The sequence below is a fragment of the Mesorhizobium sp. IMUNJ 23033 genome, from assembly GCF_044778005.1.
In the GTDB taxonomy this organism is placed as follows: domain Bacteria; phylum Pseudomonadota; class Alphaproteobacteria; order Rhizobiales; family Rhizobiaceae; genus Mesorhizobium; species Mesorhizobium amorphae_A.
Genome location: NZ_JBJACT010000004.1, coordinates 131,436 through 155,193, shown reverse-complemented (window position 1 = coordinate 155,193; position 23,758 = coordinate 131,436). Strand labels below are relative to the sequence as shown.

The window sequence follows — 23,758 nt, the reverse complement described above, 5'->3', positions numbered from 1 at the left end:
ATCATCCTTTCACGCCGCCGCTGGTGAGGCCGGAAATCAGCGCGCGCTGCATGACCAGGCCGATCAGCACCGGCGGCAGAGCGGCGAGCACGCCGGCGGTGGCGATCAGCCCGTAGTCGGAGACGCGGCCGCCGGCGAGATCGGCGATGGCGACCGTCAGCGTCTTGGCGCGCTGGTCCGAGGTGAAGAGCAAGGCGTAGAAAAACTCGTCCCAGGCAAGCAGCACCGCAAACAGCGCCGATGTCGCCACCACGGGTGCCGCCAGCGGCAGTGTGATGATGCGCAGGGTCTGGAACAGGCCGGCGCCGTCGATCATCGCCGCCGCCTCGATCTCGCGCGGGATGGCGTCGAAACCCGACTTCATCAGCCAGGTGGTGAAGGGCGCCAGGATGGTCAGATAGACCACCGCCAGGCCGAAGACATTGTTGAGCAGGCCAAGATAGGAAAGCCCCATATAGAGCGGCACGGCCAGCGCCACCGGCGGCAGCATATAGGTAGCGATCACCATCGACAGCGACCAGCCGATCGACGGCGTGCGCGAAACCGCCCAGCCGGCAGGGATGGCGAGCAGCAGTGCGGCAAGCGTCGCCATGCCGGCGATCTCGAGGCTGTTGCGCAGCGATGCGGTGAAGGCTGCGCCTGCGCTGTTTTCGGCCGTCGACAGCAATTGCTGGTAGCGGGAGAAGTCAGCCGCTTGCGGCCACCAGCGCAGCGGCTTGGCGGCAAGGTCGGCGGCCGGCGAGATGCTCATGACGAACAGCCAGGCAATCGGTGCCAGGATGACGACGGCAAGCAGGGCCGCGCAGGCATAGATGAAGACGGTGAAGGCGGGGCTCTTGCGTTCCATCAGGTGGCACTCCCGGCGGTCTTCTTCACCAGTGCGGCATAGGCGAGCGCCAGCACGGTGACGAGCAAGGTGACGATCAACGCCAGCGAGGCGCCGGAACCGGCGCGCTGGAAGGAGAAGGCCTCCTGGTAGACGAGGATCGACAGCGTACGCGTGCTGTTGGCCGGGCCGCCGCGCGTCATCACCCAGATGATGTCGAAGACCTTGAAGGCCTCGATGGTGCGTAGCACCAGCGCCACCATCAGCGGTCCGGCGAGATAGGGCAGGATGACGAAACGAAAACGCGCGAACGGCCCGGCGCCGTCGACCAGCGAAGCGGCGGTGATGTCGCGCGGCACGGCCTGCATGGCGGCGAGCGCGATCAGGGCGACCAGCGGAAAATTCTTCCAGCAATCGGCGATGATCAGCGCCGCCAACGCCGTTCCCGGCTCGCCGAGCCAGGAGCGGTAGGCGTCGATGAGGTGCAACTGCGTGAGCGCTGCGTTCAGCGCGCCATATTCGGGATTGTAGATCAGCCGCCAGAGCGTGGCGTTGACCACGGTCGGTAGCGCCCAGGGCAGGATCATCAACGCCCGCAAGAAGGTGCGGCCGCGAAATTCCTGGTTCAGCAACAGTGCTGCCAGAACGCCGATCACCATTTCGATGGCGACGGATGCGACGGCAAACCAGGTCGTGGTGACCAGCGTGCGTGAAAAGTTCGAGCTGGACAGCATCTTGGTGTAATTGTCGATGCCGACGAAATTGCCCGCCGTGCCGACCAGCTTGGCGTCGGTGAAGGACAGGCCGACAGTGTCGACGAGCGGCCAGCCGATGACGGCGACCATGACCACGAGAAGCGGCAGCATCAGCAGCCACGCACGGGTCGTCATCCAGGTGCCCGACATCGGAGGCGCCTCTCCCAGGTCATCACTGTTTCAGAAATAGCACGGGCGGCACGAGGCCGCCCGTCTGGCAAAAGTCCGACCTAAAGACCGCTATTTTCGGCAGCCGTCTTCAAGGCATCTTCCGGCGTAGCCGATCCGAGCAGCGATTCCTGGATCGCCTGCTGCAGGGCGGTCGACATCTCCTGGTATTTCGGCGTCGTCGGCCGCGGATACATAGCGGCAAGCCCGACCTTCGCCGTGGCGATCAGTTCTTCCTGGCCCTTGGTGACGGCCGGATCGTCGTAGGACGACGCCCAGATCGGCAAGCTGAGCTTGGCGTACTGGTTCTGCGTCGCCTGCGAGGTCATGAACTCGATGTACTTCCAGGCTTCATCCGGGTGCTTGGAGACCGCGGTGACGCCAAGGCCCATCGAGCCGTTGACGGCCGATACCTCGCTCTTGCCGGCAATGCCCGGCGCCGGCACGACGCCGACCTTGCCCGCGACCTTGCTGTCCTTCGGGTTGTTTGCCATGTTGTACATGTAGGTCCAGTTGAGCGCGAAGGCGGCGTCGCCGTTCTCGAACACCTTGCGGACGTCCTCTTCAAGGAATTCCTTGGAATTCGGATTGGTGACACCCGACTTGTAGCTGGCGACCATGTATTTCAGCGCATCGAGCCCGCCGCCATTCTGGAAGTCCGGCTTGCCGTCCTTGAGGAAATCGCCGCCATAGGCGCTGACCAGCATGGCGTAGTCGCAGATCACGGCTTCGGCCTGCGACCAGCTCCAGGCGATCGGTGTCGCCAGCAAGCCCTTGTCCTTGATGATCTTGGCCTGCTCGCTCAGCTCGTCCCAGGTCTTGGGCGGGCTCTTGATGCCGGCCTTCTCCAGGATTTCCTTGTTGTAGAACAGGTACTTGGTGTCGAGGATCCAGGGCATGCCATAGTATTTTCCGTCATACTCGACGGTGGTCCAGGCGCCCGGCAGCACGCCCTTCTTCATCTCGTCGGTGATCTTCGACGAGACGTCGACCAGCACCTTGTTGGTGGCATATTCGGCCGGCCAGATGACGTCGAACAGCACGACGTCGTAGCCGCCGCCCGAGCCCTGCGCGAGCACTGTCTTGTCGTGCAGGCCCTCATAGGGAACGAATTCGAGATTGACCTTGATGTCGGGATTGGCCTTGGCGAAGGCATCCGTCATGGCACGGACGTCGGCTTCGCTGTAGGCGGCCTGCGCCATGAAGAGCGCGTTCAGCGTTGTTTCGGCGAAAGCGTGGGGAACCAGCAGTCCTCCAACGAAGACCGCGCCCAGAAGCGTCTTACCGATTGATTTCAGCATTTGTCATCTCCCATTTCCGGCGTTGGCGAGTCGGCGTTGCATCGCCTTCCCGAATTGATGTCGCGGTGACCTGGGCTTGCTCGAGCGACCGGAGGCGATAGGCATGGAGCCCTGGCCGTCTTCTTATGGAGCGCTCGGCTTCGCTATTAAGTCAATCCGCTTGACTTAATTAGTTGATCAATCCTTTAATGGTGTCAAGAGGGAAACGCCGGTGAACGAAAACAGCTCGATCCGCGCCAAAAGCGGCACCAACCAGGAAGGCACCAGTGCGCATAACCGCCGCGTCATGATCGAGGCGCTGCGGCTCAACGGCGCGCTGTCCAGAGCCGACCTGGCGCGGGCGACGCAGCTGACCAAGCAGGCGGTTTCGAACATCATCGAGGATCTCGAGCGCGACGGGCTGGTCGTCGCCCTCGAGACGGTGCGCAAGGGCAGGGGCCAGCCCTCGACCCCCTACAGGCTGGTTCCGGAAGGCGCCTTCGCCATCGGGCTGCAGATCGACCGGCATCTGACACGGGCGGTCGTTGTCGATCTGGTCGGCAGCGTGCTGACACGGGCCGAGGCGAACCTGCCGCTCGACGAACCGTCTGAAGGCGTCAAGATCATCCTCGGCCTCATCGATGGCGTCCGGCGCGAGCTGGCCGGCATTTCCAGCCAGTCCGAAAGCCGGCTGGTCGGCCTCGGCGTCGCCATGCCCGGCCCGTTCGGGCTGAAGAATTCCGACGACAAATGGATGATGCCGGCCTGGCAGAAATTTCCTTTGCTGGAAACGCTGGCGGCAGGCACGGGATTGAACGTCGGGCTGCAGAACGACGCCGCCGCCTGTGCCACGGCGGAGCGCATCGTCGGCGCCGCGCACGGTGTCGACCACGCGGTCTGCCTCTATGTCGGCTACGGCATCGCCGCAGGTCTGATCCTGAATGGCGAGCTCTACACCGGCGGCAACGGCAATGCCGGCGAGATTGGCAGGGCGCTGCTGTCGCCGGCCGGCCCGGGCTCGACGCCGCTCGAGCACCGCGCCTCGCTCGCCTCGCTCTACCAGCATCTCGGGCTGGATGCCGCCGACGCGCACCTCTATGAGCGGATGGGCGCGTTGGCGCTGGCCGAGGATCCGAAGGTCATGGCCTGGATCGAGGGGGCGGCGCATGATCTGCGCTGGAGCGTGCATCTCATCGAAACGATCTTCGATCCGCAGACGGTGATCCTGACCAGCGGCGCGCCGGAGACGCTGGCCCGCCGCCTGCTGGAGGCGATGCAGCCGCTGCTGCCGTCGATCGCCGACCGGCCCGGACGGACATTGCCGCGCCTGCAGCTCGGCATCACCGATCCTTGGTCGATTGCGCTCGGCGCCGCCGCCGAGCCGATCAGCCGCGCCTTCGACCCGCGCTTCTCCGCGATCCTGAAGACACGGGCCGGAGGATTCTGAGTTGGGCCGTCAGCTGTCCGCCAATGCCGGAACACACGCTTCGAAGGCAGCATCGATGATGGCGAGCTTGACGGCCTGGGCGGTCATGTATTCGCGGTAGAAGTCGTTCGACACCCACATCACCGAATTGCCGCGCTGGCCGAGCCAGCCGACGCTGCCAAGCTCCTCGGCGTCGCGCAATTTGCGCGCCAGATGCGTGCGCGAGAGCTTCAGCCATCTGGCGAAGTCGCCGATCGAAACCACGCCGGTCGGGATATGGTCCAGGCCGGCATGATCGGGGTCGACGCCCGAGATCAGCCAGTCCATGACGACGCCGCCATTGTTCAGCCAGGTGAACAGCGAAAAGGTCTGCCTGGGTTCGCGCACCGGGTTGGAGGAAAGCAGGCCCTCCGCCACCAGCGGCTGCAATCTGGCCAGCATTGCGGGCTGCTCGAGGAACCGGGTCAACCGGGCCCCCGCCGTCGAGGCTGTCCAGCGTCTGCAGGTGGGCAAGCATCCAGCCCGTCACCGCCTCCAAAGTGAGCTGCGTTGGTTGCAGAGGCCGAATGCGCCCATCCTCGCTCGCCGGCACAAGCTGGATGAAATTGTAGTGCAGCATCTCCTTGACGAAGGCGTCGGCGGTGTTGCGGCTGGCCACCTGGTGCTGGCGGATCACGTCGATGAAACGGGCGGTCGTCAGCTCCTTGCGGTAGTCGCGCGGATCGCGCCTGAAGTGCAAAGCGAGCCCGGTATGTGCCATCAGCCAGCGCTGCTGGGTGGCAAAGACGGAAGCAAGACGCGGGTTCCCTTGATAGGCCTGGAGCAATGCCAGCGCCTGCGCCCGGACATAGCGGTGCAATGCCGGATGACCGGAAATCTCTTCAGCGTTCAGCGCCATCCCCCCAGATCCCGCTCACGTCTCGTGACGATCTGACGGCGATAGCAGTTTCCACTTGCCGCCGCCAGACTGCGGACCGGCAATGCCGAAGACATGATCAGGCGTGCGCGGGGGCGGTGCTCAGCGATCTTCCGATGGCGGAAAACAGGCTTCGAAGGCGGCATCGACGATGGCGAGCTTGGCCGCCTGTACGGTCATATATTCCTGGTAGAACCCCTTCGAGACCCACATCAGCGAATGTCCGCGCTGGCCGGCCCAGCCGATGCTGCCGAGTTCCTCGGCGTCGTGCAGTTTGCGGGCGAGGTGGGTGCGCGAAAGCTTCAGCCATCTGGCAAACTCGCCGATCGACACCACACTGGTCGGTATCTGGTCGAGCCCGGCATTCTCGGGGTCGATGCCGGACATCAGCCAGTCCATGACGATGCCGCCATTGTTGAGCCAGATGAACAGCGAGAAGGTCTGCTTGGGCTCGCGCACCGGCGCCGAAGCCAAAAGGCCATCGGCCACCAGCGGCTGCAGTTTGGCGAGCTTTTCGGGATGATCGAGAAAGGTGGACAAGCGGCTGCCGCCGTCGAGGCTGTCCAGAGTCTGTAGATGGGCGAGGACCCAGCCAGTGAATGTCTGCACGGTGGCCGCCGTAGGCTGCATGGGATGAGCCCGCCCGTCCTCGCTCGTCGAAAGATATTCGGCGATCTTGTAGTGCAGCATCTCCTTGAGGAAGGCTTCGGCGGTGTTGCGGCTGGCGACCGAATCCCGGCGTATGGCCTCGATGAAACGCGCCGTCGTCAGCGCGGTATGGCGGTCGCGCGGATCGCGCCTGAAATGCAGGGCAAGGCCGACATGGCCCATCAGCCAGCGCTGCTGGGTGGCAAACACGGCGGCGAGCCGCGGGCTCGTTTCAAAGATCTCTATCAGCGCCCGCGACTGTGCCTGAACAGCGCGGTGCAACGCCGGATGGCCGGCAATATCTTCGGCTTTCAGCGCCATCCTCCAGTGCTCCGATTCAGCCCCCCGAACCGTGAAACACACATCACATTTTCAGCCTTAACCGTCTGTGTCCAGCGCCGAAAACCCGTCAAAAGGTCCAAACGGATCGCAGCCGGCATGCAGAGCGCTTTTCAGAATTCGAGCGCTTGCCTCAGCGCCGGTCCGCTCCTGACGCGGAGGTCGAGATCGGCCTCGATATGGTCGATGTGGTGCAGCATCAGCGCGCTGGCGCGGTCGGCATTGCCGGCCTCGAGCGCCTCGAGGATCTGCAAATGCTCGTTGTGGCCGCAGCTCGAAATGCCGGAGCGGCCGTAGAGCGCGATCACCAGTGAGGAGCGCGCAACCAGTTCCTCCATGAAGCGCTGCAGGATGACGTTGCCGGCCACCGATGCCAGCAGCAGATGGAAATCGCCCGATGCCTTGATTTCCGATCGTCTTGCGGTTGGTCCGCGTTCGGCGATGAAGCGGCCCTCTTCCTCGAGCTGGGTCTTGAAGGCAGCGACGTCAGCCGATGTCATGCGACCGGCGGCGGCGATCGCGATGCCGGGTTCGATGAGCCGGCGTGAGGCAAAGACCTGGCGGGCTTCCTCCGGCGAAGGGTTGGCGACAAAGGCGCCGCGATTGCGCTCGGTGCGCACCAGACCCTCGAAGGAAAGCATCTGCAGGGCTGCGCGTGCCACGGTGCGGCTGACGTCGAACAGCGTGCCGACCTCGCCCTCCGACAGTTTGGTTCCGGGCGCCAGACGGCGGTCGACGATGGCGTCGCGCAGCTGGTCGCGGATCGCCTGGGCGCGATCCTCGTTAGCGCCGTCGATAGCAGGGAATGTCTGGTCGGCTATGTTCATGGCGGCAAGGTCCCAAAACCCTTCTAGCCTGAATCGGGTTACTTGGACGAGAGCCAAAGTGAACGCGATCTTGGAAAAAGATTGCATACGATTTCTGCCGACATCGCTGACAATCGCCCATAATTTGTGCATCGCACAAGGGTGCTGTTTTCTCGGGCAGGGGCTTCGATGCCGATTCTTGCAGGGATTCAATTACTTGATGATCGCCGCGGGCAATTGGCACGCATGATGCTTTGGTTCATGCGACCAAAGCGAGGAACGGAATGTCCAAAGCCGCCGAAATCGACATCGTGTCCGTTTCGAAAGTCTATGGAACGACGACTGCCGTCGAGGCCATCAGCCTGAAAATCCCGGCAGGCACCTATTGCTGCCTGCTCGGCCCGTCCGGCTGTGGTAAAACCTCGACGCTGCGCATGATCGCCGGGCATGAGAGCATTTCGAGCGGTGACGTCCGCCTCGGCAATACCGTCGTCACCGACCTGCCGCCGGCCAAGCGCGGCACGGCGATGATGTTCCAGTCTTATGCGCTGTTTCCGCATCTCGATCTCATCGACAACGTCGCTTTCAGCCTGAAGATGAAGGGCGTCGGCAAGGAGGAGCGCCGAGCCAAGGCGCTCGACATGCTGAAGCTGATGCAGATGGAGGCTTATGCGGCGCGCCGTCCGGCGCAGCTTTCCGGCGGCCAGCAGCAGCGCGTGGCGCTGGCCCGCGCCCTGATCACCGATCCCGAGGCGCTGCTGCTCGACGAGCCGCTTTCGGCGCTCGACCCGTTCCTGAAGATCCGCATGCGCGCCGAGCTGAAGAAGCTGCAGACCTCGCTCGGCATCACTTTCGTCCACGTCACCCATAGCCAGGAAGAGGCGATGGCGCTGGCCGACCTGATCGTGGTGATGAATGACGGCCGCATCGAACAGGCGGCGCATCCGCGCACGGTGTTCGAGCGGCCAGCCACCGCTTTCGTCGCCCGCTTCATGGGCGACCACAACGTCGTTTCTGGCCGCGTCGCCGGCAGCCGCGACGGCATGGTGGTGTTCGACGTGCCGGGCGGTCCTTCGCTCGCGGCCAGCGGGCAGGGCCGGGAGGTCGGCGAGCCGATCGACATCGCCATCCGCACCGACCACGTGCGCATCGGCGAGCCGCCGGCTAAGGGGCTCGGCTTCACCGGCATCGTTGCCAACGTCGAATACCGCGGCTCGACCGTGAAGCTCTCCGTCAACGGCGCCGGCATCGAGGATTTCACTGTCATCGTCGACGACACCGACTTCTTCACCAAACCGGTTGCCGTCAGCGATGCGGTGCCGATTGCATGGGATGCCGAGGACGCAATCGTCCTTGGCCGTCTCGATTCCTGAACCAGCATAACCAACCAGAACAGGGGAACTGACCATGACCAACACAACAAACAAGAAAGCAGGAATCTCACGTCGTTCGCTGCTGAAGACGGGTGCCGCCGCCGTCGGTTTTGCCGCCGGCTCCGGCGCGATCACCGGCTTCCCGACCATCTGGGCGCAGACGAACATCACGCTGCGCCAATTCGGCACCGGCGTGTCGAACCTCAACGCCATCGCCGACAAGTGCAAGGCCGATCTCGGGATCACGCTGGAGATGACGGCGACCGATTCCGACGCCGCCGCCCAGCGGGCGGTGACGCAGCCCGACAGCTACGACATCGCCGACATCGAATACTGGATCTGCAAGAAGGTGTTCCCCACCGGCGTGCTGCAGCCGATGGATGTCAGCAAGTTGAAATATTACGACGAGCTGGTGCCGCTGTTCAAAACCGGCAAGCTGACGCCGGACAGCGTCATTGCCCAGGGCACGGCGCCGCACACGGTAGGCTATGTCGAGGCGCAGGACAGCAAGGTCTTCGCCAAGGCGCCGACCAACTGGTTCACCATGGTGCCGACCATCTACAATGCCGATACGCTCGGCATCCGCCCCGACCTCGTCGGCCGCGACATCACCACCTGGGCCGACATCATGGACCCGGCCTTCAAGGGCAAGACCGCGATTCTCAACATCCCGTCGATCGGCATCATGGACGCGGCGATGATCATGGAAGCCATGGGCAACATCAAATATGCCGACAAGGGCAACATGACCAAGGAAGAGATCGACAAGACGATCGACTTCCTGATCAAGGCCAAGCAGGACGGCCAGTTCCGCGCCTTCTGGAAGTCCTTCGACGAGAGCGTCAATTTGATGGCTTCGGGCGAAGTGGTGATCCAGTCGATGTGGTCGCCTGCCGTCGCCGCCGTGCGCTCCAAGGGCATCCCCTGTCGCTTCCAGCCGCTCAAGGAAGGCTATCGCTCATGGGGTGGCGGCCTTGGCCTGGCTGCCCATCTCAAGGGTGCTGAGCTCGATGCGGCCTATGAATACATCAACTGGTACACGTCGGGCTGGGTCGGCGGCTATCTCAACCGCCAGGGCTATTACTCGGCCAACATGGTCTCGGCCAAGAAGTTCATGTCCGAGGACGAATGGGGCTACTGGATCGAGGGCAAGCCGGCCAAGGGCGAGATCAAGGCGCCCGACGGCACCGTCATGGAAAAGGCCGGCGCGGTTCGCGACGGCGGCTCTTTCGAAGAGCGCATGGGCAGGGTCGCCTGCTGGAACTCGGTGATGGACGAGGACCGCTACATGGTGAAGCGCTGGAACGAGTTCATCGCGGCGTAAAGCGGACGCGTTCACTGTGCGATCCTTCGCGCCCCCCTCTGTCCTACAGGACATCTCCCCCACAAGGGGGGAGATTGGCAGCTTCATGGCCGGCTCTTCCTTAGCAACGTTGGAGATTGGCGAAGGCAGTTATGAGAGTTCAATCTTCCCCCTCGTGGGGGAGATGTCTGGTAGGACAGAGGAGGGCGCGAAGGATTGCGAGTCAGGAGGCCTTTCCCCATGACCGTGGCTCTCGACCAGCCTGCGGCCACGACGGTGGCCAAGCCCGCCAGACGCCGCCGCTTCTCGTTCGGCGCCGTCGCGCCGTATCTGCAGTCGGCGCCGCTGGCGCTGATCCTCGGCGCGTTCCTGCTTTTGCCGATCGTCATGATCGTCGTCGTCTCCTTCTGGGACTACGACTTCGCCGCCATGTATCCGGATTTCCTGACCACCAATTATTCCGACGTGCTGGGTTCCTGGGTCACCTGGAAGACCTATCTCAACACCATCAAATTCGCCGTCATCGTCTGGGCGCTGACCTTGTTCATCGGCTTCTGGGTCGCCTATTTCCTTGCCTTCCACATCCGCACCACGGCCATGCAGATGGTGCTGTTCCTGGTCTGCACGGTGCCGTTCCTGACTTCCAACATCATCCGCATGATCTCGTGGATCCCGGTGCTTGGCCGCAACGGGCTGATCAACTCGACGCTGGTGCATATGGGCCTGGTGCCGAAGCCGATCGAATGGCTGCTCTATTCCGAATTCGCCGTGGTTCTCGCCATGGTGCATCTCTACACGCTGTTCATGGTGACGCCGATCTTCAACACGCTGATGCGCATCGACCGCTCGCTGTTCGAGGCCGCGCGCGACGCTGGCGCGTCCGGCTGGCAGGTGCTGTGGAACGTCGTCATCCCGCTGGCCAAACCCGGCATGGCGATCGGCACTATCTTTGTCGTCACGCTTGTCATGGCCGACTTCTCGACGGTGCAGGTGATGTCGGGCGGGCAGAGCGCCTCGGTCGCGCTGATGATGAAGAACCAGATGTCGCTGCTGCAATATCCGGCCGCCGCCGCCAACGCGGTGGTGCTCCTGGTGCTGGTGCTGCTGATGGTCGCCGGCATCCTGCGCATCGTCGACATCCGCAAGGAGCTCTGACGTGAACCACGAGAAGCGCACCCTCGAATTCTACGTGCTGGCGGTCTTCTTCGCGCTGTTCGTGCTGTTCCTCTACGGCCCGCTTTCGGCGATCCTGATCCTGTCCTTCCAGGGTGAGAATGGTGGACTGACGTTTCCACTCAATGGCGTGTCACTGCACTGGTTCGCCAATCTTTTCGAGCGCCAGGCGGTCGGCGATTTCGGCGGCAGCTTCAAGCGTTCGCTGGTGCTGGGGGTGATGGTGATGGTCGTCACCGTCGTGGTGTCGCTGCTGGCGGGCCTCGCCTTCCGCCGCAGGTTTCGTGGCGCGACGGCGCTGTTCTATCTGGCCGTCGCCAGCCTCGTCGTGCCGTCGATCATCATCAGCCTCGGCATCGGCGTCGTCTTCCAGCAGATCGGCTTTCGGCCGGCCTGGTACACATCCGCTTTCGGCGCGCATCTGACCTGGACCTTGCCGTTCGGCGTGCTGATCATGTTTGCCGTCTTCAACCGCTTCTCGCCGGCCTATGAGGAGGCCGCGCGCGACCTCGGGGCATCTTCCTGGCAGACCTTCGCGCATGTCGTGCTGCCGATGATCGCGCCCAGCCTGATCGGTGTGGGCCTGTTCGGTTTCACGCTCTCCTATGATGAGTTCGCGCGCACGCTGATGACCTCGGGCACGTTCAACACGCTGCCGCTCGAAATCTACGGCATGACGACGAATGTGACGACGCCGGTGCTCTACGCGCTGGGCACGGTGACAACCGTGTTCTCCTTCCTGGTGATCCTGCTGACGCTCGGCGCCATCCTCTATGTCGGCCGCCGCCGGGCAAGGGCTTGAGAACCGCAGTGCAGATCCTTGTCGTCAATCCGAACACCACGGCCAGCATGACCGCAACGATCGGCGCCGCCGCGCGATCTGTCGCCGGCGCCTCGACCGAAGTCGTCGCCGTCACCTCATCCATGGGGCCGGCGTCGATCGAAGGCTATTATGACGAGGCGCTGGCCGTACCGGGCCTGCTGGTCGAGATCGCTGCCGGCGAGCGCGCGGGGGCGCAGGCGGCCATCATCGCCTGTTTCGACGACACCGGGCTGGACGCCGCGCGCGCCATGGCCAACATCCCGGTCGTCGGCATTTGCGAGGCGGCGCTCAGCATAGCGTCGTTCATCGCCCAGCGTTTCACCGTCGTGACGACGACCAAGCGGTCGTGGGTTCCCGTCGAGGCGCTGGTGCAGCGCTACGGCATGGCCGGCCAGGCGCGCGTTCGCGCCGCCGACATTCCGGTACTGGCGCTTGAGGACCCGGCTTCGGGCGCGGCCGAGAAACTGCGCGGCGAGATTGCGCGCGCGCTCGACGAGGATCGCGCCGAGGCGATCGTGCTCGGCTGCGCCGGCATGGCCGATCTCGCGGCAGAGCTGCAGCGGGAATTCGGCGTTCCGGTGATCGACGGCGTCGGCGCCGCCGTCAAACAGGCAGAGGCGCTGATTGCACTTGGCCTGTCGACATCCAAACGCGGTGCCTATGCAAACCCGCTGGCAAAGCCCTATCTTGGTGCATTGGAATCCTTTGCCCCTGATGCCGTCGCCGCCGAGTGATCGCAAATGCCCCGAACGATCCGGACCCTGACCTCAAAGGAGGTTGAAACGCTTGTCGACTGGGCGGCGGGCGAGGGCTGGAATCCCGGTCTCGGCGATGCCGCCGTGTTCCAGGCGGCCGACCCCGAGGGTTTCATCGGCGCCTTCGTCGACGGCGAGATGGTGGCCGGCATTTCGGCCGTCGCCTATGGCGACGGCTTCGGCTTCATCGGCCTCTATATCTGCCGCCCGGACAGGCGCGGCGAGGGGCATGGTAAGGCGGTCTGGGACGCCGGCATGACGCGGCTCGGCAACCGCAGTGTCGGGCTCGACGGCGTCGCCGAGCAGCGGGCCAACTACCGGCGCATGGGGTTCGTGCCAGCCTATGAGACCGTCCGTTACAGCGGGCGTGTCGCCGGCCTCGCCGGCGGCGGTAGCATCAGACCTGTGGCAGCCGAGCACATCGCCGACATCCTGGCTTACGACCGCAAATGTTTCTCGGCGTCGCGGCAAGCTTTCCTGAACGGTTGGCTGCAGCCGCCGCACATTGCGCTCGTGGCGATGAATTCAGCTGGCGTTTCCGGCTATAGCGTGGCGCGACAGTGCAGGGAGGGGTTCAAGCTCGGACCGCTCTTGGCCGACGATACGCACGTCGCGTTGCAATTGCTGGGGGTGCTGGCAGCGGCGATGGCGGGGGACGCGCTTCACATCGACGTGCCCGCGGCCAATAGCGGTTTCATCGCCGCGCTTCAGGCGGGCGGCTTGAGACCAGGCTTCACGACGACCCGCATGTACCGGGGAGGCGTGCCCAGGATTGCCTCGTCAAAGGTGTTCGGGATCACGACCCTGGAACTAGGCTGATCCCGACCTGAAATCTCACGCACGAGCAAGCTCCCGCCAGCCGGCGGGATCGGCAGCGAATGTCAGGCCGCGCGGACCCCGGGTGCCTTGCGCGCCCAGGCGGGCAACCAGTCGCCATGCGTCGCGAGCAGTTCATCCACCAGCGACCATATCTGGTCGAGGTCGAGTTCAGCCGCCGTGTGCGGATCCATCATCGCCGCGTGGTAGATATGCTCGCGGTTCTCCGTCATAAGCGCCTGGACCGTCAGTTCCTGCACATTGATGTTGGTGCGGATCAGCGCCGTAAGCTGCGGCGGCAATGCGCCGATGAAGGTTGGCTGGATGCCGGAGGCATCGACGAGGCACGGCACCTCGGCCGCGCAATTTTCGGGCAATGAGGTGATGCAGCCATTGTTGCGGACGTTGCCGTAGATCACCGAGGGTTCGCCCGTCCACACCGAATTCATGATCGAGGAGGCGTATTCCTTCGACTGCTCGACCTCGATCTTGTCGGCGGAGCGATAGGCTTCCGCTTGTCCTTTCCAGCGCTCGATCTGCTCGATGCAGCGCTTCGGATATTCATCGAGCGGGATGCCGAATTTCTCGATCAGATCCTCGCGCCCTTCCTTGATGAAGTAGGGCGTGTACTCGGCGAAATGCTCCGAGCTTTCGGTGACGAAGTAGCCGAGGCGCGTCAGCATTTCGTAGCGCACCTTGTTTGGGCAGCGCGGGTTCCAGCCGGGTTTCGGCGCGCGGCCCTCGCGGTAGGCGCGCACGAGATCCGGATAGAGGTTGCGATAGGAGCCGTCCGGCTGGCGATGCTCGAACTTGAGATAAAACGCCATGTGGTTGATGCCGGCCGAGCGGTAGCGGATTTCCTCGTAGGGAATGTCGAGATCGTGCGCCAGCTCCATCGCGGTGCCCTGCACGGAATGGCAGAGGCCGACCTGCTTGATGTCAGGATATTTCTCGGCGATCGCCCAGGTGTTGATCGCCATCGGGTTCACGTATTGCAGCATGATCGCCTGCGGGCAGACGGCGAGCATGTCCTCGCAGATCTTCCACAGATGCGGCACGGTTCTGAGGCCCCGCATGATACCGCCGACGCCGAGCGTGTCGGCGATGGTCTGGCGCAGGCCGTATTTCTTCGGGACTTCGAAGTCGGTGACCGTGCACGGCACGTAGCCGCCGATCTGGAAGGCGACGACGACGAAATCGGCACCCGCCAGCGCCCTGCGCTGGTCGGTGTAGGTCTCGGCTTTGGCCTTTACCCCGAGCGTCGAGATCAGCTTGTTGACGACGATGGCGCTCTCTTCGATGCGCTGCGGGTTGAGGTCCATCAGCGCGATCGTCGCACCGGACAACGAGGGACGCTGCAGCACGTCGCCGACGATGTTTTTCATGAAAACGGTGGAGCCAGCTCCGATGAATGCGATCTTGGGATTTCTTGCCATAACAGTCTCCGGCATATGCGATCAGGCTACCTCGAAAGCGGCTTTGACGAGCCGTTCCGTGTAAGCGGTTTTGGGATTGGACAGAACTTCGTTGACGGGACCCTCTTCCATGATCTTGCCGTGCTGCATGACAATCACGCGGTGGCATAGCGCCCGCACGACCTTGAGATCGTGCGAGATGAAGAGGTAGCTGAGGCCCCGTTCGCGCTGCAGCTTGCGCAGCAGTTCGATGATCTGCGCCTGGACCGAGAGGTCCAGCGCCGATGTCGGCTCGTCGAGCACGATGAATTCGGGCTCCAGCGCGATGGCGCGGGCAATGGCGATGCGCTGGCGTTGGCCGCCGGAAAACTCATGCGGGAAGCGCGACAGGATATTGTCCGGCATGCCGGCGCTGACCAGCGCATCGCGCACCCGTTCGATGCGGTCGTTCTTGGTGACGCCGATGCTGTTGACGATCAGCCCTTCCTCGATGATCTGGCCGATCGTCATGCGCGGATTGAGCGATGAGAAGGGATCCTGGAACACGACCTGCATGCGCGAGCGCAAAGGCCGCATCTCCGATCGCGACCTGCCGTGGATAGGCTGGCCATCGAAATGGATCTCGCCGCTGGTGGCATTGTTGAGCCTGAGCAGCGCCTCGCCGAAGGTCGTCTTGCCGGATCCGGATTCGCCGACCAGCCCCAGCGTTTCGTGGCGGCGAAGGCTGAGGTCGAGACTGTCGACGGCGACGAGCTCGCGCCAGTCAGGCTTGAAGAAGGTGCCATGCCGCAGCATGAAGGACACGCGAACGCGTTTGGCATCGAGAATGATGCCGGACCCTTCCGGCAGCGGATTGGCCTGGCCGCGCGGCTCGGACCCAAGCAGGTGCTGTGTGTAGGGATGCTGCGGATTGGCGAAAAGCCTCTCCGTCACATTGTGCTCGCACATCGCCCCGTGCTGCATGACGTAGACATAGTCGGAGAACTTGCGCACCACGGTCAGGTCGTGGGTGATCAGGATCACCGCCATCCGCAATTTCTGCTGCAGGTTGCGAATGAGGTTGAGGATCTGCGCCTGGACGGTGACGTCGAGCGCTGTCGTCGGCTCGTCGGCGATCAGCACGTCCGGATCGTTGGCTAAAGCCATGGCGATCATCACACGCTGCCGCTGGCCGCCGGAAAGCTGATGCGGATACTGTTTCAGCCGCGCCGCGGGGTCGGGGATCTGCACCTGCTGCAGAAGTTCGAGCGCGCGTGCCTCTGCCTGCCTGCGGCTCGTCTTGCGATGCACCCGTATTGCTTCGACGATCTGGCTGCCGATCGTGTAGATCGGGTTGAGCGAGCTCATCGGTTCCTGGAAGATCATCGAGATGCGGTCGCCGCGCAGTTTGCGCCGGGCTCGCTCGGAAAACTTCAGGATGTTTTGCCCATCATATTCGACGGTCGATTTGGGCGACACGACCGCGCGCTTCGACAACAGGCCCATGACGGTGCGCGCCGTCACCGATTTGCCCGACCCGGATTCGCCGACGATGGCGATGGTCTCGCCACGATAGAGCTGGAAGGAGATGTCCTTGACGGCCTGGACCATGCCGTCCTCGACCTTGAAGTCGACGGCGATGCTGCGGGCATCGATGACAGGGTTTTCCGAACGCCCGGCATGGTCGAGCCGGACAGGCGGTGCGAAGGCATTGACGAGCGCGACAGCCATCACATGCCCCTCAATAAGGATCGACTGCATCGCGCAGCCCATCGCCAAGCGCGTTGAAGGCGAAAACGGTAACAAGCACGAAGCCGACAGGGGCGAGGATCCAGGGATAGGTGCCGATGACCGAGTACGTGGCGGTGTCCTGCAGCATCAGCCCCCATGAGATCAGCGGCGGCTTCACGGCGAAACCGAGAAAGCCCAGGAATGATTCAAGCAGGACCACACTCGGGATCGCCAGCGTGACGGCGACGATGACGTGGCTCATCACGTTGGGAAAAATGTGCTGCATGATGATGCGGCGGTCGGTGGCGCCGACCGCCATTGCCGCGCGAACATAGTCGATGCGGGCAAGCGCCAGCGTCTTGCCGCGCACTTCGCGCGACATCTGCGCCCAGCCGAGCGCCGACATGATGACGATCACGAAGGCGAGGAAGACATTGGTCGGCGCCGTCACTGGGACAAGCGATGTCAGCGCGAGGTAAAGCGGCAATTGCGGGAAGGCGAGCACCAGTTCGACGAAGCGCTGTACCCAGACATCGAACGTGCCGCCGAAATAGCCCGACACCATGCCGACTGTGGTGCCGATCACGGTGACGATGAAGACCACGGTCAGTGCGATCATCAAGGAGATGCGCGAGCCATAGATGGCGCGGGCCAGCACGTCGCGGCCGAATTTGTCGGTGCCGAGGAAATGCACCGGCTGGCCGTCGGTCGAGCCGAAGAAGTGCCGGTTCGCGGGGATCAGGCCAAGCAGCCTGTAGTCGGCGCCCTTGACGAAGAAGCCGAGCAGCCGCGGATGGTCATAGTCCGGTCCGACGACCGGCTGGAAGGTGACGGGGTCAAGTTCCTCGGAATCCGCCAGCGCATAGACGCGCGGCTGGAAGACGAAATTGCCGTCCTTGTCATGGAAGCTCATCACCTGCGGCGGGGCGAAACCGACATCGGTGATCTTGGGGTCCATGGGTGCGAAGAAATCGGCAAACACCGCCATCAGCACCAGCAGCACGACCAGGATGAGCCCGGCCATGCCGGTCCAGGATCGTTTCAGGCGGCGCCAGACGAGCGCGAGATAGCTCTCATTGCCGTGCGGCCGTTTCTCTTTCTCGACCGATATTTCGGGCGGTGGCGGCAGCGAGGGCTCGCGGGCAAGCATCTCAGGTCCCTCCGTACTGGCGGACACGGGGGTCGAGCAGGGCGAGCAGCATATCGGCGATGATGTTGCCGACGATCAGCGTCGCCGACAGCACCATCATGAAGGTCGCGGTGACATAGACGTCGCCGACCGCCATCGAACCGACGATCGCCGGGCCGACGGTCGGCAGCGCGAAGATGATCGCGGTCTCGATCTCGCCGGTGAGCATGTAGGGCAGCACCACGCCCTGATACATGACCAAAGGATGCAGCGCATTGGGCACCGCATGGCGCATGACCACCGCACTGCCGCTCAGGCCCTTGGCACGGGCGGTCTCGACATATTGCGCGTTCAGCGTGTCGAGCAGATTGCCGCGCATGACGCGCATGTTGTAGGCGAGCCCGCCGAAAGTGGCGATCGCCACGACCGGCCAGACATGTTTGACGAGGTCGACGAACTTCGCCCATGACCACGGCGCGCCGCCATATTGCGGCGAAAAGAAGCTGCCGATCTCGGACACGTTGAACTGGAAGACCAGCAGGTAGACGATGATCAGCGCCATCAGGAAGCGCGGCACCGTCATGCCGAGGAAGGCGACAGCCGACAGCGCGCTGTCGATCCAGCTGTACTGCCTGGTCGCCGCCCAGATGCCGAATGTGATGCCCAGCACCGAAGCTAACAGGTGGCAGACAAGCGCCAGCAGCAAGGTGCGTGGCAGGCGTTCGCCGACCACGTCGGCGACCGGCTTGTTGTAGTAGAGGCTGTAGCCGAAATCACCGCGGGTGACGATGCCGGTGATCCAGTTGAAATACTGGACCGGCATCGGCTTATCGAGACCGTGCTCGACCCGGTAGGCCTGCGCCTGGGCGTCGGCCTCGGCGAAGGAGGCTCCGCCCTGGTTGATGAGCTGCGAACGGATGTAGTCGGCGTAGTCGCCGGGCGGCGCCTGGATGATGGCGAAGGTGACCAGGCTCAGGATGACGAGAACCGGTATTGCGGATGCTATGCGTATCATCAGGAATCGCAGCATCGGACCGTTTCTCCTCCTTGCATTCGGGTTCAGGTATCCTTGTCCCCGGCCGCGCCGCAGCGCGGCCGGGGACCTTCGCAGTCAGGGAGGAAACTCAGTTCGTCGTACCCTTGTCCCCGGGCTTTCCGGGCAATTGCTCGGGGAACAGTTCGTATTTCTGCTGCTTGTCGGCGGCGACAAAGACCCGCTCGCGGACGATCGAGTCCTCGGCCCAGTTGAACATGAAGATCGGCGTTCCCTGGGGAATGTTCGAGAAGCGCTTGTTGATGATCAACGCGCCGGGATATTCGGTCAGCCCGACGTTGTAGACGTGTTCTGTCGAGATCTTCTGGAACTTCTTCATCAGGCTGGCGCGCTCGTCATTGTCCTCAGACGAGACGAACTTGTTGACGATGTCGACGAGGTCCTTTTCGAACGGCATCAGATCGACCTCGCCATTCTCTGGTGCGCGGTGGTTCCAGCTGGTCTTCGGGCCGACAGGAGCCAGTTGCTCGGTGTTCTGCACGACCGACGTCAGCTCTTGGTCATTGCGCCTTACCAGCCAGTCGAAGCGGCCGGAATATTGCGAGGCGTCGCGCTGGGTACCGTTCAACCCGTTCAGAACCACCCGAAGCCCGAGCTTTTCCATCTGGCCGACGACACCTTCGGCAAGGCTCTTGTCGGTGGTGTAGTCGTTGTTGACCAACATGACGATCTCGACATTTTTGCCGCCGGCGGTGCCAGCCGGGAAATTGACGAAGCCGTCGCCATCCGTGTCCTTCAGGCCTGCCTTAGCGAGTTCCGCCTTGGCGCCTTCGAGATCGAATGGATAGTAGACGGTCGAATTGCGGTCATAGAAGCTGGTGCCCGAGGAGAAGCCGCCCGGATAGATCGCTGTGAAAGGACCCTTGACCAGCGAGTCGCCGAGCGCCTTGCGGTCGAGCGCCATGGTGACGGCCTTGCGGAAGTCCTCGTTGCGGTTCAGTTCGCGGATTGCCTGGCCGCGTTCATCTGGGTTGCCCCAGCCATTGGTCGAGAAATTCATGCGCAGATTGTAGCCGATCAGGCGCGGGCCGAAGGCAAGGCGGGCCGGCGCATCCTTATCCGCCGCACGCTTCAGCGAGGCGACGAAGTTCTCAGGCTGTTCGAGGTTGGAGACGTCGGCTGAGCCCGCCACCGCCTGAACGTCGCGGTCGGCCCAGGTCGATAGCTTGTAGTGCAGTTCATTGAGATAAGGGAGCTGGTTGCCCTTCTCGTCGACCTTCCAGTAGTAGGGATTGCGGCGCATGACGACGATGTCGTCAGGGCGGTATTCAACCGGCACCCAGGCGCCCATCACGGGAATGTTCATGTATTCCGGCGGGAAGGCGTTCTTGAACTGCTCGTAGGTGTTCTTCGAGTATTTCGGATGCTGCGGCTTCAGAATGTGCGCGGGGCCGGGGCAGAATGTGCCGTAGGCCATGGCATAGAGGTACTGCTTCGGGAAGGCGTCCTTGAAGGTCCATTCGACGGTGTAGTCGTCGATCTTCTTCAGCGTCGTGCCGACGCCGAAGGTTTCCTGCGTCGCGCCATTGAGCGGCGAGACGTTGGGGTCGACGACTTCGTCGTCCCAGTAGAACATGACGTCGTCGGCATTGAAGGGAACGCCGTCCGACCATTTCGCGCCTTCGATCAGATGCATGGTCAGCTTGTGGCCGTCCGTCGACCAGTCCCAGCTCTTGGCCAGGTTCGGCAGCGGCTCGGTGTCCTTGGCCTCGACCTGGAACAGCGGCGCGGTGCGGGTCAGGCATTCGGAAAGGCCGATATCGATGCCGCCCCAGCCTTGCGTCTGGCCGGCGCCATAGTTCCAGCCTTCCGGCCGGCCGCCGATGACGTGGCGCATGGTGTCGCCATAGACGCCGATGCCGTCCGGCATGTTGCCGGTCTTGAAGACCAGCGGCTCCTTCGGTAGGCGATCCTTGACGGGCGGCAGCTTGCCGGCCTTGACGTATTTCTCGGTGACCCAGTCGGGTTCGTGGTACTCGGGCAGCGCCTTGAACTCCAGAATGGAGTCGCGCGCGACATATTTGATTTTCCCTTCGGCGGGGAATTGCGCCGGCGCCGGCGGCACGGTCGGTTCGGATGCGTAGGCACTCAGCGCGGTGGCGGATACGCTCAGCGCCAGCCCTGCCAAAATGCTGATGTTGCGGAAGTTCCTCATCGTCTTTCCTCCCATTTGTTGGGAGCGTGCTTTACGCCGCTCCATTTCTGCTCGAGCGATTTGCATGCCGTGCGGCTTCGGTCTTCCTCCCGGAAATTCGCCGCTGCGCAAAACTCAGACGGCCTGCTTCAGCGCCGCCTTTTCGGCGCGCAATTCCTCGATCGAGCGGACGTCGCGCCGCGCGGCACCTGCCCAATCCCTGGTCCGGACTATGGATTTCGAGAGCCGCTCCTTGGCTGCCGGAATTGCATCCGCGTATTGCGGCAGCCAGCGGGCCTGGGCGACGACCATCTCGTCGACCATCTGCCAGACTTCCTCCGGCGTCGACACGGCGCCAACCAGCGGATCATGCAGCACTGCGAGCTTGAGCAGGTCGATGTCGCCGCTGATCGCCGCATGCACCGACATGCGCTGGACGTTGATCGAGGAAATGCAGGTGGCGGCGCAGGCTTCCGGCAGCGTGATGCCCGAGGTCATGTTGATACCGAAGCGATCGACGAAACCAGGCGACTCGATGATCGCGTCCTGCGGCAGGTTGGTGATGACGCCATTGTTCTTGACGTTGAAATGGCCGCGATAGACGCGGTTCGTCTCCAGCGCCTCCAGAATGTGGCTGGCATGCTCGTTGGAGCGCTTGGCAGGGTCGATCGGCTTCGATGCGGCCTCGAGAAACTGCGGGAATTCCGTCTCGAACCAGTTTCGCGTTTCGGTCGAGTAGCGGAGGTAGCCACCGGTCTCACCATGGATCCAGTCGGACATGTCGATCCAGCGGGTGATTTCATCCGGCCGCTTGCGATACCAAGGCAGATATTCGGACAGGTGACCATTGCTTTCGGTCGAATAGACACCGAAGCGCTTCAGGACGTCGATGCGCAGCTTTTCCTGCTGCGAATAGACCGGATGCGCCTCGAAAGCGGCGACCAGCTCGTCCTTGCCGATCCTACGGCCGTTGAGGCGCAGATCGATGAACCAGGTCTGGTGGTTGATGCCGGAGCAGATGTAGTCGAGTTCGCTGTGGGATTTGGCGCCGAGCACTTCGGCGATCTGTTCGGCGCCGTGCTGGACACCGTGGCAAAGGCCGACCGTATCGACCTTGCCATATTCGATCGCCGCCCAGGTATTCATGGCCATCGGGTTGGCATAGTTCAGGAATTTCGCGCCAGGCTCGGCAAACTCGCGAATGTCCTTGCAGAAATCGAGAATGACCGGAATGTTGCGCTGGCCGTAGAGGATGCCGCCGGCGCAGATCGTATCGCCGACGCACTGGTCGATGCCATATTTCAAGGGAATGCGGATGTCGTCGGCATAGGCTTCGAGCCCGCCGACTCGCACGCAGCTGATCACGTAGCGGGCGCCTTCGAGCGCCTCGCGACGGTCGGTAGTCGCCGTGACCCTCGTGGGTAGTCTGTTGGCTTCGACGATCCGGTCGAGGATCGCCTTGATCATCTGGAGGTTGTGGTCGCTGAGGTCGGTCAGCGCGAATTCGATATCCTGGAATTCGGGAACGCACAGGATGTCGGTGAAGAGCTTCTTGGTGAAGCCGACGCTCCCCGCGCCGATGATAGCGATCTTGAAACTCATCTGCCTGGCCTCGACCTGATCGAAAGAAGTTGGGCAAGGGCGGCGAAAAGAGGTCCGATCCACATGCCGGGGCATGTGGCCAAGACAAGCCGGAATCCGGCGTCTCCTCCTGTCCGTTCCTCGACCGCTATTTGTTTGCACTGCGGTTTGTTTTGCTTTTCGTAACGCATTATGCGCCTAATCGAGCAAGCGACCAGAGAAGGATTATGCTTTCAGGGGTAATTTTGTGCTGCGAAAGCTGATCGACACTGGGCCGTCGGCCAGGACAGTCTCGCTGCCGCGCGGCCGCCAGCGCCTGCACACTATGCCGACGAGCTCCGGCTACGAAGTGCGCGAGAACGAGGTCTATGACTGGGACGGGCGCAAGCGTGGCCAGACGCCGTTTACGGTGCTCCAGCATACGATCAGCGGCACTGGCCGGCTGCGCTACGAGAGCCGGAATTACCGCCTGCAAAAGGGCGATACGCTGCTGGTCCTGGTGCCGCACAACCACCGCTATTGGCTCGCCAAGGGCGAACGTTGGGAATATTTCTGGATCTCGATGAACGGCGAGGAGGCGCTGCGCATCCACAAGTCGATCCTTTCCGCGGTTGGTCCGGTGCTGCGGCTGCAGCCGTCGACGATCGATCATCTCGCCGATTGCAGCGTGCGCCTGATCACGGGAGCGGTCACGCCCGGAGCTGCGTCGGCCGTGGCCTACGAGGCGGCGATGGCGCTCTATGACGATGTCTTCGGCTCGCATGCCTTTGCCGACGAGAAGAGTGCCATGCAGCCGGTGGTCGACCACATCAAGGCCAATCTCGACAGGCCGCTCCGCGTTGCCGATCTCGCCGAGATCAGCGGGCTGAGCCGCGCGCATTTCTCGCGCTGCTTTGCCGAGAGCGAAGGCATTCCGCCCGCCGAATTCGTGCTGCAGCAGCGGCTGCAGCGGGCGGCGAAACTCTTGACGAAAGCCGATTTCCTGCCGGTGAAGGAGGTGGCCATCATGTGCGGATTCGAAGACGCCAACTACTTTTCGAAAGTCTTCCGCCGCTTGTACGGCACCAACCCGACGCAATTCCGCACCACCGGCATGTATGCCAGCATGGGAAACCACCGTTAGATGGGATGTCCATCCAAGCCGCAGTCGCGATGCACAGATTGCACCGACTCGTGACCACAAAAAGTGCTGGCGGCCCAATCCTTATGCATTCGAGGCAATGAGGGCGGCCGGACAGCCTGCGTGTTAAGTTCCTGGTAACTCTCCTAAGTCGACGACCAAATAAGGGGTTGGCTTCTCTTGCTTGCCATAGATGCTAGGGCCGGCA

At 63.0% G+C, this 23,758-nt stretch carries 20 protein-coding genes and 1 pseudogene; 9 read left to right on the top strand and 12 right to left on the bottom strand.

What is annotated here, in order from left to right; translation table 11 throughout:
- Position 1: 1 nt before the first annotated feature.
- From ACFX5Q_RS05970 to ACFX5Q_RS05960, 3 genes are all read right to left on the bottom strand, one after another.
- Positions 2–847, bottom strand: a complete 846-nt coding sequence (locus ACFX5Q_RS05970) for a carbohydrate ABC transporter permease (protein ID WP_404276137.1) — start codon at positions 845–847, stop codon at positions 2–4.
- Entirely contained in the window at positions 847–1,731 is an 885-nt protein-coding gene (locus tag ACFX5Q_RS05965) for a carbohydrate ABC transporter permease (protein ID WP_404276136.1), read from the bottom strand. Before ACFX5Q_RS05965 ends, ACFX5Q_RS05970 begins: the two co-directional genes overlap by 1 nt.
- An 80-nt stretch (positions 1,732–1,811) precedes the next feature.
- Entirely contained in the window at positions 1,812–3,050 is a 1,239-nt protein-coding gene (locus ACFX5Q_RS05960) for an extracellular solute-binding protein (RefSeq protein ID WP_404276135.1), read from the bottom strand.
- Positions 3,051–3,261: 211 nt separating this feature from the next.
- Here ACFX5Q_RS05960 and ACFX5Q_RS05955 point away from each other — a divergent pair, with 211 nt between their 5' ends.
- Positions 3,262–4,476 (top strand): ROK family protein, encoded by a 1,215-nt coding sequence (locus ACFX5Q_RS05955; RefSeq protein WP_404276133.1) that lies wholly within the window; start codon positions 3,262–3,264, stop codon positions 4,474–4,476.
- Between the two features lie 9 nt (positions 4,477–4,485).
- On the opposite strand, the pseudogene ACFX5Q_RS05950 reads toward ACFX5Q_RS05955, so the two are convergent.
- A pseudogene (locus ACFX5Q_RS05950) lies at positions 4,486–5,155 on the bottom strand (hypothetical protein).
- On the opposite strand from ACFX5Q_RS05950, the gene ACFX5Q_RS05945 reads away from it, so the two are divergent.
- On the top strand, positions 5,066–5,389 hold the full coding sequence (locus ACFX5Q_RS05945) for a hypothetical protein (protein WP_404276483.1): 324 nt from the start codon (positions 5,066–5,068) through the stop codon (positions 5,387–5,389). The pseudogene ACFX5Q_RS05950 and the gene ACFX5Q_RS05945 sit on opposite strands and share 90 nt — an antisense overlap.
- An 84-nt stretch (positions 5,390–5,473) precedes the next feature.
- On the opposite strand, the gene ACFX5Q_RS05940 is transcribed toward ACFX5Q_RS05945, so the two are convergent.
- Both ACFX5Q_RS05940 and ACFX5Q_RS05935 read right to left on the bottom strand, forming a co-directional pair.
- Complete coding sequence (locus ACFX5Q_RS05940; RefSeq protein ID WP_404276131.1) at positions 5,474–6,340, bottom strand: hypothetical protein; 867 nt, start codon at positions 6,338–6,340, stop codon at positions 5,474–5,476.
- Positions 6,341–6,471: 131 nt separating this feature from the next.
- Positions 6,472–7,185, bottom strand: coding sequence for a GntR family transcriptional regulator (locus ACFX5Q_RS05935; protein ID WP_404276129.1), 714 nt, complete (start codon positions 7,183–7,185; stop codon positions 6,472–6,474).
- 263 nt (positions 7,186–7,448) lie between these two features.
- On the opposite strand from ACFX5Q_RS05935, the gene ACFX5Q_RS05930 reads away from it, so the two are divergent.
- From ACFX5Q_RS05930 to ACFX5Q_RS05905, 6 genes are all read left to right on the top strand, one after another.
- On the top strand, positions 7,449–8,537 hold the full coding sequence (locus ACFX5Q_RS05930) for an ABC transporter ATP-binding protein (protein ID WP_404276127.1): 1,089 nt from the start codon (positions 7,449–7,451) through the stop codon (positions 8,535–8,537).
- Between the two features lie 34 nt (positions 8,538–8,571).
- Positions 8,572–9,861 (top strand): PotD/PotF family extracellular solute-binding protein, encoded by a 1,290-nt coding sequence (locus tag ACFX5Q_RS05925; protein ID WP_065518292.1) that lies wholly within the window; start codon positions 8,572–8,574, stop codon positions 9,859–9,861.
- A gap of 219 nt (positions 9,862–10,080) precedes the next feature.
- Entirely contained in the window at positions 10,081–10,995 is a 915-nt protein-coding gene (locus ACFX5Q_RS05920; RefSeq protein ID WP_404276125.1) for an ABC transporter permease, read from the top strand.
- A 1-nt stretch (position 10,996) separates the two neighbouring features.
- Positions 10,997–11,815, top strand: a complete 819-nt coding sequence (locus ACFX5Q_RS05915) for an ABC transporter permease (RefSeq protein WP_404276123.1) — start codon at positions 10,997–10,999, stop codon at positions 11,813–11,815.
- Between the two features lie 8 nt (positions 11,816–11,823).
- A complete protein-coding gene (locus ACFX5Q_RS05910; RefSeq protein ID WP_404276467.1) occupies positions 11,824–12,570 on the top strand; it encodes an aspartate/glutamate racemase family protein in 747 nt (248 codons plus the stop codon).
- Positions 12,571–12,576: 6 nt separating this feature from the next.
- Complete coding sequence (locus ACFX5Q_RS05905; protein ID WP_404276121.1) at positions 12,577–13,410, top strand: GNAT family N-acetyltransferase; 834 nt, start codon at positions 12,577–12,579, stop codon at positions 13,408–13,410.
- A gap of 62 nt (positions 13,411–13,472) precedes the next feature.
- Here the strand turns inward: ACFX5Q_RS05905 and ACFX5Q_RS05900 are convergent, their stop codons facing one another.
- From ACFX5Q_RS05900 to ACFX5Q_RS05875, 6 genes are all read right to left on the bottom strand, one after another.
- Positions 13,473–14,843 (bottom strand): alpha-glucosidase/alpha-galactosidase, encoded by a 1,371-nt coding sequence (locus ACFX5Q_RS05900; RefSeq protein WP_404276119.1) that lies wholly within the window; start codon positions 14,841–14,843, stop codon positions 13,473–13,475.
- Between the two features lie 21 nt (positions 14,844–14,864).
- Entirely contained in the window at positions 14,865–16,532 is a 1,668-nt protein-coding gene (locus tag ACFX5Q_RS05895) for an ABC transporter ATP-binding protein (protein ID WP_404276117.1), read from the bottom strand.
- A 10-nt stretch (positions 16,533–16,542) separates the two neighbouring features.
- Positions 16,543–17,682: an ABC transporter permease gene (locus tag ACFX5Q_RS05890; RefSeq protein ID WP_404276115.1), complete on the bottom strand. Its 1,140-nt coding sequence runs from the start codon at positions 17,680–17,682 to the stop codon at positions 16,543–16,545.
- 1 nt (position 17,683) lies between these two features.
- Positions 17,684–18,691 carry an ABC transporter permease gene (locus ACFX5Q_RS05885; protein ID WP_404276113.1) on the bottom strand — a complete coding sequence of 336 codons (1,008 nt, stop codon included), beginning with the start codon at positions 18,689–18,691 and terminating at the stop codon, positions 17,684–17,686.
- A 94-nt stretch (positions 18,692–18,785) separates the two neighbouring features.
- Positions 18,786–20,870, bottom strand: coding sequence for an ABC transporter substrate-binding protein (locus ACFX5Q_RS05880; protein WP_404276112.1), 2,085 nt, complete (start codon positions 20,868–20,870; stop codon positions 18,786–18,788).
- Positions 20,871–20,984: 114 nt separating this feature from the next.
- Positions 20,985–22,451 carry an alpha-glucosidase/alpha-galactosidase gene (locus ACFX5Q_RS05875; RefSeq protein WP_404276110.1) on the bottom strand — a complete coding sequence of 489 codons (1,467 nt, stop codon included), beginning with the start codon at positions 22,449–22,451 and terminating at the stop codon, positions 20,985–20,987.
- A gap of 304 nt (positions 22,452–22,755) precedes the next feature.
- Here ACFX5Q_RS05875 and ACFX5Q_RS05870 point away from each other — a divergent pair, with 304 nt between their 5' ends.
- Complete coding sequence (locus tag ACFX5Q_RS05870; protein ID WP_404276466.1) at positions 22,756–23,553, top strand: AraC family ligand binding domain-containing protein; 798 nt, start codon at positions 22,756–22,758, stop codon at positions 23,551–23,553.
- The last annotated feature ends 205 nt before the right edge of the window (positions 23,554–23,758 follow it).

Excerpts from the sequence above, each read along its gene's own strand:
- ACFX5Q_RS05970 (WP_404276137.1), bottom strand. The coding sequence starts at position 847 with ATGGAACGCAAGAGCCCCGCCTTCACCGTCTTCATCTATGCCTGCGCG.
- ACFX5Q_RS05965 (WP_404276136.1), bottom strand. The coding sequence starts at position 1,731 with ATGTCGGGCACCTGGATGACGACCCGTGCGTGGCTGCTGATGCTGCCG.
- ACFX5Q_RS05960 (WP_404276135.1), bottom strand. The coding sequence starts at position 3,050 with ATGCTGAAATCAATCGGTAAGACGCTTCTGGGCGCGGTCTTCGTTGGA.
- ACFX5Q_RS05940 (WP_404276131.1), bottom strand. The coding sequence starts at position 6,340 with ATGGCGCTGAAAGCCGAAGATATTGCCGGCCATCCGGCGTTGCACCGC.
- ACFX5Q_RS05935 (WP_404276129.1), bottom strand. The coding sequence starts at position 7,185 with ATGAACATAGCCGACCAGACATTCCCTGCTATCGACGGCGCTAACGAG.
- ACFX5Q_RS05930 (WP_404276127.1), top strand. The coding sequence starts at position 7,449 with ATGTCCAAAGCCGCCGAAATCGACATCGTGTCCGTTTCGAAAGTCTAT.
- ACFX5Q_RS05925 (WP_065518292.1), top strand. The coding sequence starts at position 8,572 with ATGACCAACACAACAAACAAGAAAGCAGGAATCTCACGTCGTTCGCTG.
- ACFX5Q_RS05920 (WP_404276125.1), top strand. The coding sequence starts at position 10,081 with ATGACCGTGGCTCTCGACCAGCCTGCGGCCACGACGGTGGCCAAGCCC.
- ACFX5Q_RS05905 (WP_404276121.1), top strand. The coding sequence starts at position 12,577 with ATGCCCCGAACGATCCGGACCCTGACCTCAAAGGAGGTTGAAACGCTT.
- ACFX5Q_RS05900 (WP_404276119.1), bottom strand. The coding sequence starts at position 14,843 with ATGGCAAGAAATCCCAAGATCGCATTCATCGGAGCTGGCTCCACCGTT.
- ACFX5Q_RS05895 (WP_404276117.1), bottom strand. The coding sequence starts at position 16,532 with ATGGCTGTCGCGCTCGTCAATGCCTTCGCACCGCCTGTCCGGCTCGAC.
- ACFX5Q_RS05890 (WP_404276115.1), bottom strand. The coding sequence starts at position 17,682 with ATGCTTGCCCGCGAGCCCTCGCTGCCGCCACCGCCCGAAATATCGGTC.
- ACFX5Q_RS05885 (WP_404276113.1), bottom strand. The coding sequence starts at position 18,691 with ATGCTGCGATTCCTGATGATACGCATAGCATCCGCAATACCGGTTCTC.
- ACFX5Q_RS05880 (WP_404276112.1), bottom strand. The coding sequence starts at position 20,870 with ATGAGGAACTTCCGCAACATCAGCATTTTGGCAGGGCTGGCGCTGAGC.
- ACFX5Q_RS05875 (WP_404276110.1), bottom strand. The coding sequence starts at position 22,451 with ATGAGTTTCAAGATCGCTATCATCGGCGCGGGGAGCGTCGGCTTCACC.
- ACFX5Q_RS05870 (WP_404276466.1), top strand. The coding sequence starts at position 22,756 with ATGCCGACGAGCTCCGGCTACGAAGTGCGCGAGAACGAGGTCTATGAC.